Raw genomic sequence first — 15,893 nt, forward strand, 5'->3', positions numbered from 1 at the left:
CGCTATGGCATCTTTCAGTGAACGCACCGCCCACAGGCAGCTGAAATCGGAGTCTGACAACGTCAAGCAAGCCGATATTCAACGCCTGTTAGAAAAGCAGCAAGCGGTAGAGGAAAAAGTTAAAAATAGTGGTAAACTCGATCGGTTCACAACCGACATAAAACTGATGTTTTCATTGGTGAGGGACTACTATAATGGTCGCTATCGCAGCATACCGTGGAAAAGCATCGCCGCCATTGTTGGCGCACTGATTTACGTTTTAAACCCGCTGGATCTGATTCCAGACCTTATCTTGACCATCGGCTTTGTGGACGATGTGGGCGTGGTTGCGTTGTGCCTGAAACTGGTGGAGTCAGACTTGCACCGTTATGCAGCATGGAAAGAACTGCAGGACACGGACTGAAAAGGCCCGCGTAAAAACGGTCGGTAACACCGGCCCCTTCGATAACAACAACTTGAGTATTCTGGAGTTACTGTGGATTTTGCCACTCTGATTGGCCTGGTTGGCGCGATGATGTTGATCGCCTCGGCGGTTATTTTAGGCGTGTCACCGGACGTGTTTCTTAACGTCCCGGCGCTGCTGATTGTTATTGGAGGTAGTCTTTTGGTGGTTTTGGCCAAATTCAGTTTTGAGCAGTTTCTGGGCGCATTTAAAGCAGCGATCCGCGCTTTCAAGTTCAAACTTCCGGAAACCCGCGCAGCCATCGACGAGCTGGTAGATATTGCGAATGTAGCGCGGCGCCAAGGCGTGCTGGGCCTGGAAGGGCGCGAGGTAAGTTCGCCATTTCTTGGTAACGGCATTCAGATGTTGGTCGACGGCCAAGACGGTGCCACCATCAAACAACTGCTCAGTAAAGAGCAACTGATGACCCTGGAGCACAACCGCTCCGGCGCCAAAGTGTTTACCGCCTTCGCAGATGTGGGCCCTGCCATGGGCATGATCGGCACGCTGATTGGCCTGGTGCAAATGCTGGCCAATATGGAAGACCCGAAATCGATTGGCCCTGCCATGGCGGTGGCGCTTCTAACAACGCTGTACGGTGCCATGATGGCGACCATGATTGCCTCGCCTATTGCGGACAAGCTGTCATTGCGAATGACCCAGGAAGCTCGCATGCAGTCGCTCTATATAGACGCTCTAGGCGCAATTCAGGAAGGCGTTAACCCGCGAATTATCGAGCAGATGCTGTCCAGTTATCTGTCACCCAAAGAGCGCGAAAAAGTGCCTGAAGATGCCAGCGCAGCTGCGGCAGACAGTTAACCGATGGAAGACTTCCCGGAAGAAGAAAAGCCTGGTATCCCGGCGTGGGTTGTGACATTTGCCGACTTGATGTCGCTGTTGCTGTCCTTTTTTGTGCTGTTACTGTCGTTTTCTGAAATCGACGCTCAGAAGTTCAAGCAGATTGCCGGCGAACTGTCCGCAGCCTTCGGTGTTCAACGCGATGTGCCTGCAGTGGAAGTGCCTATGGGCACCAGCATCATATTCGACAATTTCTCGTCGGCTCCGGCGGAGCCGACCGTAATCAATGAAATAAAGCAGACCACCACCGATCAGAAGCCAGAAGTGGATACCCTGCGGGGCGCCGTCGACAGCGCTGCCTTAGCCGAAGCTACCAAAGCCGCGAAAGCCGCCGAGCAGGAAAAAATTCAGGAGCAGCTGGAACAGCTGCGCAAAGTGCTGGAACCGGCGCTCAATGACGGCCGCATCGCCGTGACTCAGGAACAACACCGTATTGTGATTCGGGTGGAAGAAAAAGGCTCCTTTCCGTCGGGATCTGCCAAGCTGACCTGGGAGTTCGAGAGCCTGTTGCTGGAAATAGCAGAAGTATTGGCCAGCATTCCCGGAGAGTTAACGATAGAGGGCCACACAGATAATGTGCCCATCAGTACTGACCGGTTTTACAGCAACTGGGACCTGTCTGCCGCCCGCGCCGCCTCTGTAGCCAACGCGTTGCTGGCCAGTGGAACCGTCGAACCCGACCGACTGGCGGTAAAGGGCCTGGCGGATACCGCGGCACGGGTGGATAACGATTCGGCGGAGAACAGAGCGAAAAACCGGCGGGTTGAGATCATTATTGATCTGTCAGACCCTCTGGAAGAGCAGGAAATTCAGCTGCGTGACATCATCGACGGCCAGCTACCGGGCCAGGATACGGTGATCGACATACAATACGGGCCGGTTCCGGTAGAAAACATCACCTGGTAACCACCGCCCATCACGGTGAACCGCGGTACCCGGTCAGTTCCATATAGCCCTCACCACTGTGGCTGCCAGACACGCTCAACGGACTTTCCCAATAGGGAAAGAGCCCGTTATTGATATAGCTGCCGGCAGGTGCCGCCAGATTAATATCCACCTGATATTGCGGTATCTGCAGGCGCCATAGATTGGGCGTAGCACCACTGAAACCCAGCGGTGTCAGGCTGAGCGCATCAGGCGGCAATGCCACCGACTCGCCGGACTCTGGAATCCAGGTGCCCGACAGAAACCCACCGTCCTGCTGCCGTAACTGAAACGCCATTACCTTATCGCCAGAATCCAGGTGCAGAGCAAACCAGTCCCAGCCCTGCTGCCCGGCTTTCAAAAACTGGCTGCTCCACTCCCGATCAAACCATCCTCTGCCAGCGACCGTTTGGGTTTCGCCCTTAAGGGTCAGCTCACCGCTGATAGCGATGTCGACCAGGCTAAAATACATTGAGCCCTCGCCGCTTGCGGACTTCGCGCTGAAGCCCTGATCGCCATGGGCCACCGGCTCACCCTGAACTCGCAACAACAGATCGTAACCCCACTGGGGCGTGTTCACCTGCAGGCGTAAGGCGCCGTCAGGCTGTTGGGTCAGCCGCCAGTCATCAAGCCAGATATCCAGTGGGTTGGCCACGGCCCCGGCCTGGCCAATGTCGCCGCGGGCGAATTTTTCGGCAAACCGGTGTTCACCTTCAAGGCTGACCGCCGCATGAGCCATCCAGGCTGCCTGCAACGGCCACAGTTCTGCTGCCGGCGGCTCTTCTGACGCAGGGCGCGGCTCAATAGCCTGGCGAAACTGGGTCCACTGCACGCCCACCGGCTCGCCGTCTGCGGTTTTTAGATTGGCCGTTAAATACCACCATTCAATACGATGTTGCGGGTGCGGGCCCCAGTCATCGGGAAAACGCAACCGATCCCCCGGCCCTGGCTGCAAGAAGGGCTCACTCTGACTGCCGTCGATGGCCTGAGCCAGGCCGGCAAAACCACCGGTGTCTGACTCTTGCGAGCACCCTGCCAACAACACAGAGACGGATAGCAGCACAAGAGTTGCGGCTTTTTGAAAAAAACCTGTGAGCCAGTTTTGTGTTTTTATCATCGTTCATCACCCCTCAGGCTGGCGGCGGAAACCGGTTTTGGGCTGCTTCCGCCAAGCTGGCTGCGCATCAGCAGCGTAATGCTAAGCCCGATCAACACACTCACAACCCCCAACTGAAGCCAGAATCCTGGGTAGATCGCCATGGGTAAAGACCAGCCAAAAGCCAATGGATTAATTCGATGCACCAGAACCCAGGTCAACCAGACGCCCAGGGGCAATGCCAACAGGGTAATCGACAGGGTCAGGGTAAGCGCCAGCCAGCCCAGCTGCGCCAGAACCTGGCGCTTGGTGAGCCCCCACACCTGGAGCAAGCGGAAATACCAGGCCCGGGTGCTGAAAAACACCCAGCCCATAATCAGTAAGGCAACCGCCGCCAGCACCAGAGTGACAAAGGTCATGGCGCGGGTCAGCAAAAACGTCTGGTCAAACACCGCATCGGCCAACTCGCGGATTCGCTTGTTATCACGTACCCGCACGCTTTCTACCTGCCACAGCCGTTGAAGGCCATCGGTTATCATCGTAATGTCGCTTGCGCCTGGGCTGATCGAAAAACTTTCAAACACCGGCACAAACTCGTCCGGCAAGAGTTCAAGGTTGATCAACACTTCCCCGGCTGGGCGGCCGTAATCCGCATAAATCGCCAGCACCGGCCGTTCAAGCCGGGTGTTCGCCAATGTCAGCACCAAGGTATCCCCTACCGCCAGCGGGTAACGACGCGCCAGCTGCTCGTTCACCATAACGCCTTCACCCGCAGCAAAACCCTGCCAGGGCTGGTCACCGGCGGCCTGCAGGCTCCACATGGTCAGTAGCGGGCTAACGGGCCCTAGTGCAAACAAGTCAACCGACTGCGCTTTTCTGTCCGTTTTTGAACCAGCCATTTTTGAATCAGCCATTTTTGGGTTATCCATTTTTGGATCCGCCATTGCTGGGTCATTCGCCGCTGCCGGCAGTTGCGCTACGCCGCGCACCACTTGATGCCAGTCACCGCTTTGCGCCAGCTCCGGCTGCGCAGCCAGCCACTGCGCGGCCGCATTCGCGCTGGCACCGGCAGGCACTTCAATAAAATAATCGGCGGCCAGGCGCTGACCCAGCCACTCGTCAAAGGTGACTTCAAACACGGTTACCAATGCCTGCACCGCCAACACCATCGCCAGCGCAAACTGCAACGCAACCAAAGGCAGGGCCAGCCTGCGGGCCATAACCCCAAGCTCGGTGTGACGCCAGCACGCTAATGGCTCCCGCGTTTTCCGGGCAAGTGTTGCAGACAGCGCGGCAATGGCAAATGGCGCGGCAATACCGGTAGCGGCAAACACCAGCGCAACCGCAAAAAACACCAGCGGCAGCGACTGCGCCAGTAGCGCCACCGCCAGGCCTATCGCAGCCAAAGGCAGCGCCAACCAAGGCCACGGCCTCACTCCAAATCCAGTCAAAAGCTTCGCCGGTAAAGCAAACGACAACACGGCCGCCGTGCGCAGCAGCAGCGCCTGCACATTCTGCGCCAGGCACACCACCAGCACGATGGCCATCATGGTCGCTATCGACGTAAGCCAGTTTTCTGATTGGCCGGCGTACAGCGGCGTATCGAAAAGGCTGTCCAAAGCTTGACCAAAACCACCGCTCACGGTGCCCGCCAGCAGGCGTCCAAGCCACACACCCGGTACCACGCTCAGCAGCGCCAGCAGCAGAATTTCAACCAACAATACCCGGTTAATGGCTGACGGCATAACGCCAAACCGCTGCAGCAGGGCAAAGCTGTCACGACGCTGGGCCATGCCCAATTGGTAAACGCTGCGCAGCAGCAAGGCCGTAATCAACAGCACCAAAAATCCCAGAGCGTCTAGATTCAGCAGAAAGCTGTCGCCCAACTCGCCGGTGTCAGGGCCTAATGAGAAACCCGTCATCCGATAATCTGCGGGCAAAGCGGATGCCGGCTCAGGCGGCACGATTAACAGGCTCAGGCTTACGTTGCTCGGGGCAACATTTTGCGCCAGCTCCGCGGCTTCGCTAATGTCGATAAAAGGGTCACCGTTTAACACCGGGGTCCAGGCCGGCTCAGGTTTTTTTGATGATTCAGGGCTGTCTATTCGTTCAGGGCTGTTATTACCGGCGGCAGGGGCAGTTTGCGCAAAGCAACCAGCGGCCAGTGGGTCTACCCCCACCAACCGGCCGCCCTGCCCCGGGCGTTCCACTTCCAGCCAGGGCGTTACACACAGTCCGGCACGGCGCAGGGTTACAAAATCGGCCACCGTCAGTGCCTGGCCATCAACGCGTTCTAACTGACTGCGTGCGGCCGCGGCCTGCTCGCTCTGGCCCAGACTGGCTCGCGCCTGAGTCGTCAGGTGATTCACGCCGGTCCACAACATGGTGGCCAGCATAATCATCAGCGCCAGCGCCAGCAGTTGCAGGGGGTGGCGGCGATAATGGCTGAACAGAACGGAGAACAGGTTTGAAAACTGAGACGCTGAAAACAAGAACATGAACGCTAAGCCCCCATTTGAGCGAGGTCCAGACGCTGGCCACAGCGGGCAGCCAATGCCGAATCGTGGGTGGCCAGTATCAACGCACAACCACTGGCGGCTTGCTGGTGAAACAGCTCATCGGCCACCTCAAGTGCGGTGCGGACGTCCAGGCTGCCGGTAGGCTCGTCTGCCAGTATCAGTGACGGGCGCATGGCAAACACCATGGCCAAAGCCGCGCGCTGGCGCTGGCCACCGGATACCTGATCCGGGTAGCGCTGCGTCAGTTCGCCAATCCCCAGGCGCTTTAGCCAGTCACCGCAATGCTGGTCGCTTTGCCCTGCAAGCCTGGCCCGCAGACGCACATTGTCCAGCAACGACAACGCCGGCATCAAGTTAGCTTCTTGAAACACCACACCAATACGCTGGCGCCGCAGCATGGCCCAGCGTTGCTGGTTTGGCCCGCTTGCGCTCGAATCTGCCGCAAAGTGTTCACCCGCAATGCTCACAAAGCCGGCGTCGGGCTGCTCCAAGCCGCACAGAATGTTCAACAGGGTGCTTTTGCCAGAGCCGGAGCGGCCCATCAGCGCCAGGGATTCGCCCGGCGCCAAAGTCAGCTCAAGCCCAGACAGCACGTTTACCGTTTGCCCGGCGCTGGCAAAGTGCTTACCCAGGCCGCGTACTTTCAATAAGGGTTCAGTCACGCTGGTTCCCTGGCCCACCAGGCCCTCAGTTGCTCAAGGTAAGACAGCAACGCCGGAATCACCAGTAGCACCAACAAGGTCGACAGGCCCAAACCAAAGGCAATGGAGGTGGCCATGGGAATCAGGAACTGGGCCTGCAAAGAGGTCTCAAACAGCAGTGGCAACAGCCCACCAATAGTGGTCAGCGACGTCAGCAATACCGCACGCACCCGCTGCACCACGGCTTCGTTCAGGGCTGCGTCAACTTCCAGCCCCGCTTCCCGCTGCTGATTGTAAAACGACACCAGTATGATGGCGTTGTTCACCACAATGCCGGACAAGCCAAATAGCCCAAACAGCGACAGCACCGTTAACTGCATCCCCATCAGCCAGTGGCCCAGAATGGCGCCCACCAGAGCAAAAGGAATAATCGCCATCACGATCAACGGCAGGCTCCAGGACGCAAACACCCAGGCCAGCACCACATACATCAGCGCCAAGCCAATGATCAGGCCGGTTTTCATATCGTCGATGGTTTCACGCTGGTCAGCGGAGCGGCCTTCGAAGCTGTAACGCACGTTATAGCGGCTGACGATGGCAGGCAGCGCTTCGGCTTCCAGGCTTGCAATAACATCGCTGGTGGTGCTGACGTCTGTGTTCAGCGACGCTGACACTTCTATCGCCAGCAAGCCATCGGCGTGGCGCAGGGCCTCAAAGCCCTGCCGGTGATCCAGCATCACCACCTGAGTAAGCGGCACAAAACGACCATCAGGCACGCGAATGGTGATTTGCGACAGGGTGGCAAGGCGCTCGCGCTGATATCTCGGCAGCTGTACCCGCACTTCCATTTCATCGCGACCGTCCTGATAGATCTGTGCAACCCGACCATCAAAAGCAGCTCTCAGTTGGCGCCCCAGATCGGTGGTGGAGAGGCCCATGGCCCCTCCCCAGGGGCTGACCTGATAGATCAGCTGTTCGCGACCCCACGGCATATCGTCTTCTGCGTCCAGCACCCCCGGTAACACGGCCAGTGCCTGCACCACTTCTTCAGCGGCACGCTTCAGATTGGTCGCATCCGGGCCGGTCAGGCGCACGTTAATGTCGCTGCCAGGAGGGCCAGCTTCACGTTCAGTAATGCTCAGATTCTCCAGCCCCGCCGGCAATGGCAGGCGCGCGCGCAGTTCACTGATAAATTCGGCGTTGCGCACGCTGCGCTCGTCGGACGGCATCATTTCGATCATCATCGAGCCCAGCTCTTCGCCATTGCGGGAACTACCACCCGCGCCGAGGGTACCGCCGCGCGTGGTAACCGCGTGTAACAGCAGATTGCCACCCAGGGCCTCCTCGTTAGCGGTCAAGCTTTTCGCCATGGTGGCCATAAACTGGTCTACCCGGCGGCTGTCCGTGCCGGCAACAAAGCTGGCGTTGGCATAGAGCACCGAAGGTTCGGGCGTGGGGAAAAAGTTGAACCCAATACGGCCTCCGCTGAGCAGCCCGACGGTCATAATAGCGAGGCCCAATGCAACGGCAAGCGTAAGCCCCCGATGGTGCAGGCTGTAGCGGGAGAAACGCCGGAAGCGGCCTTCGCGGAATCGATCGAAGCCCTGTTCAAAGCCAGACCGCAGGCGCCTGACAACCACCGCTGGCGCCAGCACCAGCCTGGCCCCAGCGCTATTGTTGACAGCTTTGGCTTTGCTCGGCACAAAGGCGTGGCGCAAGTGCGCCGGCAACACCACAAAACATTCCAGCAGCGAAGCGATGAGCACACAGATCATCACCAGCGGAATGTCGCCCAGAATATTACCGATCACCCCACCCACAATCAGCAGGGGCGTAAACGCCGCAACCGTGGTCAGTGACGACGCCAGAACCGGCCACACCATGCGCTTTGCCGCACCCTCAGCGGCAGCTATTGATGGCTGCCCCAGCCGGGCGTGGGCATCGGCGTCTTCGCCTACCACAATGGCGTCGTCCACAATCACACCCAGCGCCATAATCAGCGCAAATAGCGAGATCATGTTAATGGAGCCACCCACCAGCCACAAAATAGCCAATGCCGCCAGAAAGGCTGTGGGAATACCGACAGCCACCCACAAGGCAACACGCCCAGGCAGAAACAGATACAACAACAGTACGACCAGCACTAAACCGCCCAGGCCATTGGTTATCAGCAGCGAAATGCGATCATCCAGCAGTTGCCAGGTTTCGTCGTACACTTCCAGTTGCAGATTCGGGGGCAAGGTGGCGCGGGTATCCGCCAGCCAGTCTTTCAGCACTTTAGCGGCTGCCAGGGAATCGCCGTCCTCGGCCCGCCGCAGCTGCAGCTCGACGGCGGGAAAATCATCGCGGGTTAGCGTGAGCGGGCTGTCGCGGGATTCCTGGCGGATACTGGCAATATCCCCCAGGCGCAACTGGATGCGATCACCACTGAGCAACGGAATTTCGCCGAACTGCTGTGGGCTGCGGGCCTGCTCCACCGCGCGCAATTCCCGGGTGGCGTCTTGCTGGCCCAGCAGGCCGGCGGGCAAATCCCGCGATACGGCAGCCACGCGCTCGGCAATCTGCTCCAGCGACAGACCCAGGGTTTCCAGTCGCTCCACCGGTACATCGATGCTGATCTGCTGTTCCGGCAGGCCGCGAATCGATACTTTGTCGATGCCGCGTTGTAGCAATTCGTCTTCAAAACGGTAGGTCAGATGGCGCAGTTCATCGGCGTCCACATCGCCGTACAACAGCAGGCGCGCCACCGGCTCATAGCGTTCAATTCGCGAGACTCGCGGTTCTTCGGCGTCGGCCGGCAGGTTATTGAATTCGTCCACCCGCTGGCGGGTGTCGTCGAGCGTCTGAATCGGGTCGCTGCCCTCCTGAAACTCCAGTGTAATGGACGACACACCCTGGGCCGAGGTGGACGTCATCTTTTTCAGGCTCTGTACGCTGCGTAAGCGCTGCTCCAGAGGGTTGGTAATACCCTGCTCGATGTCTTCCGCGGAGGCGCCGCTCCACACCACGCGCACGCTGACCACATCCAGAGCAAAGGTAGGAAAAAACTGCACATTCATGCGAGTCAGTGCCAGCACGCCGCCCAGCAGCATCACCAGCATCACCAGATTGGCCGCCAGTTTGTGATGCACGAAAAACCCGATCACGCCGCGGCGCTGTGGTGAGGTGCCGGAGCCGGAGCCGGAATCGTTGATTTCAGGCTTTTCAGTGGCGGGCTGGTCGGTCACTCGCTCTGCACTCCGGCGATGTCCACTTTTAGGCCGCTCATGGCATTGGGCAGGTGGGTGGTAATAATACGCAGGCCGGGCTGCAGCTTATCACTGCGTACCAAGAGGTTGCGATCGGCACCGGCACGGACTTCACCTACCCGTTCTACCCGCAGCCGTTGCAGCCGGAAGTCTTCACCCACAACGTATAACGTATCGGCGCCGTAAAGAGCGCTAAAAGGCACACTGACCACCTGTTGCTGAGCCGGGCGCTGCAATGTCACTGGCAGCAAGCTGCCCGGACGCAGGCCATCCGCTGAACCATCAGCGACCAGTATCGCTTCGGTGCCCGCGGCGCTGCCAGTGCCTGCAAAGCGTTGCAGAGTGAAGCGGTAGCGACCGTCTTCAGTGATCGCCTGCAGTTTTTCACCGCGGTTCAACGCTTGTTGCAGCTCGGCCACAAAGACTTCTGGCACCCGCGCTCGCAACTCCAGCCCCAGACGCGGGTACAGGCTCAATAACGCCTGGTTTTTGCTAACCCGGTCACCCGCGGCCACCTGCACATCGGTAATCACGCCGTCAAACGGAGCAATAACCCGCGCCCTGCCGGCATCACGCTCAATACCTTGCAGATTGGCTTTGGCATTGGCCAACCGTGCCTGCAGGCTGGCCAGGCGCGCTGGATGCTCGCCCAGCGCGCGCTGGCGCGTGCTGACAGTCAGTTCAGCGCGGGCATAAGCGTCGGTAACGGCATCCAGAGCTTCGCGAGAGGTGAGGTTGCGCTTGAGCAACGACTGGTTGCGTTCAAGTTGACGTTGAGCGCTGGCCAGAATGGATTGTTCGCTTTTCAGTGCACGCTGATCGTTGCCGTGGCGCAGCTGTTCGGCCTCAATCTGCGCTTGCAGGTCCGCCACTTCGGCTTGCGCCTGGGCAAGGGCTGGCGCCACATCGGCATCATCCAGGGCCACCAGCAGAGTGCCTGCGGCAACCGCCTGGCCTTCAGACACCGGGCGCTGGGCGATCTGCCCGGGCAACGCCGCTGTTACGGTCAGCTGTTGCGGGGCAACTACCTGGCCGTACAAAGGCAGCAACGGCGTAGCGTCAATTAATTCAGCGCTTTGCACTGCCACCAACCAGGCGCGTTCCTGGGCTTCGGCCTGAACCAGCTCTGGGCGGGTCATTCGTAGCACCATAAACACAACAATGGCCAGCAGCAGAACAAGCCAGGGCAAAAATCGTTTTATCATCGGGGAAAATTTCCTGTTCAAATCCACCGCCGCCGCGCCATCGCATAATACGACAAAGGCACCACAATCACGGTCAGAAGGGTAGACACAGCAAGGCCAAATACCAGTGATATAGCCAGGCCATTAAAGATCGGATCATTCAATATAAAGTAGGCGCCGACCATCGCCGACACTGCGGTCAGCGCAATCGGCTTGATCCGCACCGCACCGGCCTGGACTACAGCGTCTTCCAAACTCATGCCTTCGTCCAGCAGCTGGCGAATAAACACTACCAGCAGTATGGAGTTACGTACGATAATGCCGGCAAGCGCGATCATTCCAATCATGCTGGTGGCGGTGAATTCCCGCCCCAAAAGAGCGTGGCCCGGCATAATGCCCATCAGCGTCAGAGGTATGGGCGCCATGATCACCAGTGGCAGCAGATAGGAACGGAACTGCGCCACCAGCAGCACAAAAATCATAAAAATACCCACGCTGTAGGCCATGCCCATATCGCGGAAAGTCTCGTAGGTAATCTGCCACTCGCCGTCCCATTTCAGGGCGCCGGCTTCGGGTAAGTCCGGCTGGCGAATGAAAAACTGCTCGGGCGCGTCTGCTCGTTGCTCCAGCTGGTCGACCATGGCAAACATACCGTAGAGCGGTGAATCAATAGCGCCTGCCATGTCCGCGGTCACGTAGGTAACCGGCAACAAGTTCTTGTGATAAATCGCACCCTGCCAGTCTGCCTCACGGATGTCCGCAATGCTGGCCAACGGCACCAGCCCGCCGTCGCGGCTGCGCAGATTCAGCGACAGCAAAGCCGGGGGACGGGCTTTGTTGGCGTCTGACAGAATCACCCGGATGGGCACCGGATATTTGGCGTGATCGTCGTGCAAATAACTCACACCGCTGCCGCCCAGAGCAGTTTGCAGCGCTATTACTACCTGCTGCTGCGACACACCCAGGCGGGCAGCGCGGTCACGATCAACTACCACTTCCCACTGGCGGATAGGTGCTTCAAGCGTGGTGTCGATGTCTACCAGGCCGGTCACATCCTGCATACCGGCGGCCACAGAGCGCGCCAATGCTGCCCGCTGCTGCGGATCTACCGAGTAAATCTCTGCCACCAGCGGCGACAGTACCGGCGGACCCGGCGGCACTTCTACAATTTTCACACTGGCGCCGTAACGCTCGCCAATGGCGGTCAACGGCTGGCGCAGCGACTGGGCAATAATGTGGGATGGCTGATCACGCCGGTCGCTGCCGCTGAAGTTGACCTGAATATCCCCATGATACGGCTCAGAACGCAGATAATACTGGCGAATCAGACCGTTAAAGTTGATCGGCGCTGCCGTGCCGGCGTAGGTCTGCCAGTTGTCGACGTCTTTTACCGTTTCGAGATAGTGGCCCATTTCCATCAACACTCGCGCTGTCACCTCAACGGGCGTGTCTTCGGGCATATCCACGACCACCTGCAGTTCGGATTTGTCGTCAAACGGCAGCATTTTCAGAATCACCGCCTGGAACACCGGCAGTGCCGTCGCACCCAGAGTCAGCAGGATAACCACCGATGCCAGCAGGCCTCGGCGCAGGCGGTGGTCTCCTAAAAACGGCACCAGTACGCGGCTGAACAGACCCAGCATGCGGGAGTTCACGCCTTCGGCCGAGCTTTCGGAAGAGCCTTCAAAAGAACTGTCAGAGGAGCTATCAGATTCGTTTTCCGGCTGCGCCAGTTCGCCTTTTTTGTGACGCAGCAGGCGCAGGGCCAGCCAGGGCGCCACTATAAAGGCCACAATCTGCGACAGCACCATACCGGCCGAGGCGTTAATGGGAATCGGGCTCATGTAAGGCCCCATCAAGCCGCTAACAAACGCCATAGGCAGCAAGGCCGCCATAATCGTCAGGCTGGCCATAATGGTGGGCGTACCCACTTCGTCCACCGCCAGCGGGATTATCTCTCTGATTGGGCGACGCGAGTTCTGAATACGACGGTTGATGTTTTCGGTAATCACTATGCCATCGTCCACCAGAATCCCGATGGAGAAAATCAGCGCAAACAGCGATACCCGGTTCAGGGTAAAACCCCAGGCCCAGGAAAACACCAAGGTTAGCAGCAAGGTAATCAATACCGCGACACCCACAATCAGCGCTTGGCGCCAGCCCATGGCGACCAGTACTAGCAGCACCACGCACAGGGTGGCGGATATCAGATCGGAAATCAGCTTGCGGGCTTTTTGCGAGGCGGTTTCGCCGTAATCCCGGGTTACCAGCACCTGCACATCCGCCGGCAGGGCGCGGTTGCGTAATTGCTCTATGCGCTGCTCAATGGCGCGGGTGATGTCTACCGCGTTTTCACCGGGCTTTTTGGCGATGGCCAGGGTGACCGCCGGGAAGACTTGCCCGGGCTGGCCTATGAACGCCGGGTTGTTATTATTCTGCTGATTACTCTTCTGAAAGGAACCCTGATGAGCCGGACCAAAGCCCGTCATCACGCTTTGATCAGCTATCGTATTACCGCGGCTAACGCTGGCGACATCCTCCAGATAAACCGCCGCGCCCTGATCCATACCCACAACCAGGCGGCGCACTTCATCTACCTGGGTTAGCAGCGTACCGACCTGAATAGGGATCGATAAATTGTTACGGGTGATTCGGACTTCCTGGGAACTGCTGTTCGCGGCCAGCAGGGCCTGTTGCAGATCGTCAACGGTCAAGCCAAAACCGGCCAGCAAAGCCGGGTCAAAACGAATATCCACCCGGTCGGGTATACCGCCCACGGTGTAGACATCGCGGGTGCCGGGCACCCGCTTCAAGGCCACTTCTAACATGTGCGCAAGGCGAGTGAGTTCTTCGCCGCTGTGACCGTGTTGTGGGTCGTACAGGGTGAGCGTCATTATCGGCACGTCGTCAATGCCTTTGGGTTTGACCAAGGGCTGGCTGGCACCCAGGTTGGCGGGTAGCCAGTCCTGATTGGAATACACCTGATTGTAAAGCCGCACCAGCGCCTCCTGGCGCGGTATGCCCACTTTGAACTGCACGGTAATCACCGCCTGGCCCTGGCGCGATACCGAATACACATGCTCAACGCCGACAATTTCACTCATTACCTGTTCGGCCGGGGTGGCAATGGCGCTTTCCACTTCGCGGGCGCTGGCGCCAGGAAAAGACACCATGATATCGGCCATGGTGACATCAATTTGCGGCTCTTCTTCTTTGGGTGTAACCACCACCGCCAGAACACCCAGAATGACGGACAACAGCATAATCAGCGGGGTCAGGTGATTGTCCTGAAACAACCGCGCAATGGCGCCAGAAGGGCCAACTTCTGAAGGGGTTGATCGCGCAGCGGGAGAAGGCTGCGAGGGAGAGTCCGAAGGTGACGTTGGTGGCAGCGACTGGCTCACAGCGCTTGCTCCGGCGCCGACGGGATTGAAAGGAGGGCGCTACCCAGCAATTCGGTGGCATTGAGCACTACTTGCTCGCCAGCGCTGACGCCCGCCAGAATTTCGATCTGGTTATCGGCTATTTTACCCGTGCGAACCTGACGCAGGCGCGGCTTGCCGTCACTGTCTATCACATACACAGCGCGCAGCTCACTGTGCTGCACCAGACTGCTGGCCGGCACCAAAAGTGTTTCCGAACGGCTTACCGGCACCTCCACTTTTACCAGCATCCCCGGAAACAGCGAGCCATTGGGTTCGGTGAGAGCCATGCGTAAGCGAAAGGTGTGGGTTTTTGCATTGGCGTAGGGGTAGAAGGTCATTTCGCCAGTTTTCAGCACCCGGCCATCAGCCAGAGTAACAGTGGCCTGACGCTCGGCGCGGGCGCTGGCGGCGTAGCGTTGAGGCAAATCCACCACCACCCGCAACTGTTCCAGTGACAGACCGCTGAGCAGGGCCTGACCGGGGCTAACCGACTCACCAACTTCTACATGACGTTCGGTCAAAATACCACCGTAAGGGGCTTCAATACGGGTGTAACTGAGCTGTTCGCGGGCCTCAACCATACCCGCATCGGCACGCTCGGCGCGGGCCTGGGCGCCGGCCAGATTATTGCGGGCCTGATCAAACTCCTGGCCCGATACCAAACCTCGTTTATGCACGCTTTCGATACGGGCAAACCGCTGTTTCGCATCCGACAATGCGGCCCGGGCTTCGTCAACGGCAGCTTGCGTCTGGCTAACCCGAGCCCGCTGCTCGCTGTCTTCCAGCTGCACAATCAGATCGCCAGGGCGAACGGAATCGTCCACATCGAACGGCAGTTGCAGCACCTTGCCGCTGGTCTGGGCCGATACCGTGCTTTGCTGCACGGCTTCAATTACGCCGTCCAGTAATACGTTTTCGGCCAGAGAGCGGCTTTCTACCGCTGCCGTGGCCAGCTCGCCAGGCACTGACTGCGCTTGCGCGCTGCATGTAAAACCCCACAAGAGCAGGCCGACGACAGCGCCCACATAAGCCCGCAACGGGCGGCTGATCAGCTGATTGTTCACCACCGAATACTCCTTGTTTCGCAGCTTGTTCAACCGCGAACGCCGAACTATAAAAGTTATTAGCTAATAACCGGAGGTTATCAGAATACGGCTTGCGAGAACACCGCAAGCCGGCACAACTATGACTACGGCCATGGCTGACAAAAGCATAGCCCATGGCGCCAACACCAACTGCACACAACCCGCCATAAAAAAACCCCGTGCACGGCGTTTCGCACCGGCACGGGGTAAAATGGTCATCCACCGGCTATTGAAGCGGACAACCCCCAATTTCATGCACTACCAGCGTGCAGTTAACGCAGCCCGAACAGCACGGCCTGGCTCATTTACACGCACTGCCTCGGGATTAAACGGATCACTGTTACTGCGGCTGACGTGGGGCGCCCAGGTGTTGTCAAACAGGTTGTCCAACGCCCAGTTAAAGGTGAGGTATCTGGTTAATGGGTGGCTACCAAACAGGTTGAATACGCCGTAACCGGGTCAGACCGCCCA

At 58.6% G+C, this 15,893-nt stretch carries 10 protein-coding genes; 3 read left to right on the plus strand and 7 right to left on the minus strand.

The window, feature by feature from the left end; genetic code table 11:
- The first annotated feature begins 4 nt into the window (after positions 1 to 4).
- The 3 genes from MELB17_RS05025 to MELB17_RS05035 all read left to right on the plus strand — a co-directional run bounded on the left by MELB17_RS05025 (position 5) and on the right by MELB17_RS05035 (position 2,206).
- Positions 5 to 403, plus strand: a complete 399-nt coding sequence (locus MELB17_RS05025) for a YkvA family protein (RefSeq protein ID WP_007349059.1) — start codon at positions 5 to 7, stop codon at positions 401 to 403.
- Between the two features lie 72 nt (positions 404 to 475).
- Positions 476 to 1,261, plus strand: coding sequence for a MotA/TolQ/ExbB proton channel family protein (locus tag MELB17_RS05030; RefSeq protein WP_007349060.1), 786 nt, complete (start codon positions 476 to 478; stop codon positions 1,259 to 1,261).
- Positions 1,262 to 1,264: 3 nt separating this feature from the next.
- The gene (locus tag MELB17_RS05035) at positions 1,265 to 2,206 is read left to right on the plus strand and encodes a MotB family protein (RefSeq protein WP_007349061.1); all 942 of its coding nucleotides are present in this window, start codon (positions 1,265 to 1,267) and stop codon (positions 2,204 to 2,206) included.
- A 10-nt stretch (positions 2,207 to 2,216) separates the two neighbouring features.
- Here the strand turns inward: MELB17_RS05035 and MELB17_RS05040 are convergent, their stop codons facing one another.
- Genes MELB17_RS05040 through MELB17_RS05070 form a run of 7 tightly spaced genes read right to left on the minus strand, consistent with a single transcriptional unit; the run spans position 2,217 to position 15,404 of the window.
- Complete coding sequence (locus tag MELB17_RS05040; RefSeq protein WP_007349062.1) at positions 2,217 to 3,341, minus strand: lipocalin-like domain-containing protein; 1,125 nt, start codon at positions 3,339 to 3,341, stop codon at positions 2,217 to 2,219.
- The gene (locus MELB17_RS05045; protein ID WP_007349063.1) at positions 3,338 to 5,818 is read right to left on the minus strand and encodes an ABC transporter permease; all 2,481 of its coding nucleotides are present in this window, start codon (positions 5,816 to 5,818) and stop codon (positions 3,338 to 3,340) included. The genes MELB17_RS05040 and MELB17_RS05045 overlap by 4 nt, the downstream gene beginning before the upstream one ends.
- 5 nt (positions 5,819 to 5,823) lie before the next feature.
- The gene (locus MELB17_RS05050; protein ID WP_036183713.1) at positions 5,824 to 6,501 is read right to left on the minus strand and encodes an ABC transporter ATP-binding protein; all 678 of its coding nucleotides are present in this window, start codon (positions 6,499 to 6,501) and stop codon (positions 5,824 to 5,826) included.
- On the minus strand, positions 6,498 to 9,707 hold the full coding sequence (locus MELB17_RS05055) for an efflux RND transporter permease subunit (RefSeq protein WP_007349065.1): 3,210 nt from the start codon (positions 9,705 to 9,707) through the stop codon (positions 6,498 to 6,500). Before MELB17_RS05055 ends, MELB17_RS05050 begins: the two co-directional genes overlap by 4 nt.
- Positions 9,704 to 10,933: an efflux RND transporter periplasmic adaptor subunit gene (locus MELB17_RS05060; protein ID WP_007349066.1), complete on the minus strand. Its 1,230-nt coding sequence runs from the start codon at positions 10,931 to 10,933 to the stop codon at positions 9,704 to 9,706. Before MELB17_RS05060 ends, MELB17_RS05055 begins: the two co-directional genes overlap by 4 nt.
- Positions 10,934 to 10,950: 17 nt before the next feature.
- The gene (locus tag MELB17_RS05065) at positions 10,951 to 14,316 is read right to left on the minus strand and encodes an efflux RND transporter permease subunit (RefSeq protein WP_007349067.1); all 3,366 of its coding nucleotides are present in this window, start codon (positions 14,314 to 14,316) and stop codon (positions 10,951 to 10,953) included.
- Positions 14,313 to 15,404: an efflux RND transporter periplasmic adaptor subunit gene (locus MELB17_RS05070; RefSeq protein ID WP_007349068.1), complete on the minus strand. Its 1,092-nt coding sequence runs from the start codon at positions 15,402 to 15,404 to the stop codon at positions 14,313 to 14,315. Before MELB17_RS05070 ends, MELB17_RS05065 begins: the two co-directional genes overlap by 4 nt.
- Positions 15,405 to 15,893 lie beyond the last annotated feature (489 nt).

The sequence above is a fragment of the Marinobacter sp. ELB17 genome (assembly GCF_000169375.1).
In the GTDB taxonomy this organism is placed as follows: domain Bacteria; phylum Pseudomonadota; class Gammaproteobacteria; order Pseudomonadales; family Oleiphilaceae; genus Marinobacter.

Bases quoted from the DNA above. Each gene is read 5' to 3' on its own strand.
- MELB17_RS05025 (WP_007349059.1), top strand. From the start codon at position 5: ATGGCATCTTTCAGTGAACGCACCGCCCACAGGCAGCTGAAATCGGAG.
- MELB17_RS05035 (WP_007349061.1), top strand. From the start codon at position 1,265: ATGGAAGACTTCCCGGAAGAAGAAAAGCCTGGTATCCCGGCGTGGGTT.
- MELB17_RS05040 (WP_007349062.1), bottom strand. From the start codon at position 3,341: ATGATAAAAACACAAAACTGGCTCACAGGTTTTTTTCAAAAAGCCGCA.
- MELB17_RS05045 (WP_007349063.1), bottom strand. From the start codon at position 5,818: ATGTTCTTGTTTTCAGCGTCTCAGTTTTCAAACCTGTTCTCCGTTCTG.
- MELB17_RS05060 (WP_007349066.1), bottom strand. From the start codon at position 10,933: ATGATAAAACGATTTTTGCCCTGGCTTGTTCTGCTGCTGGCCATTGTT.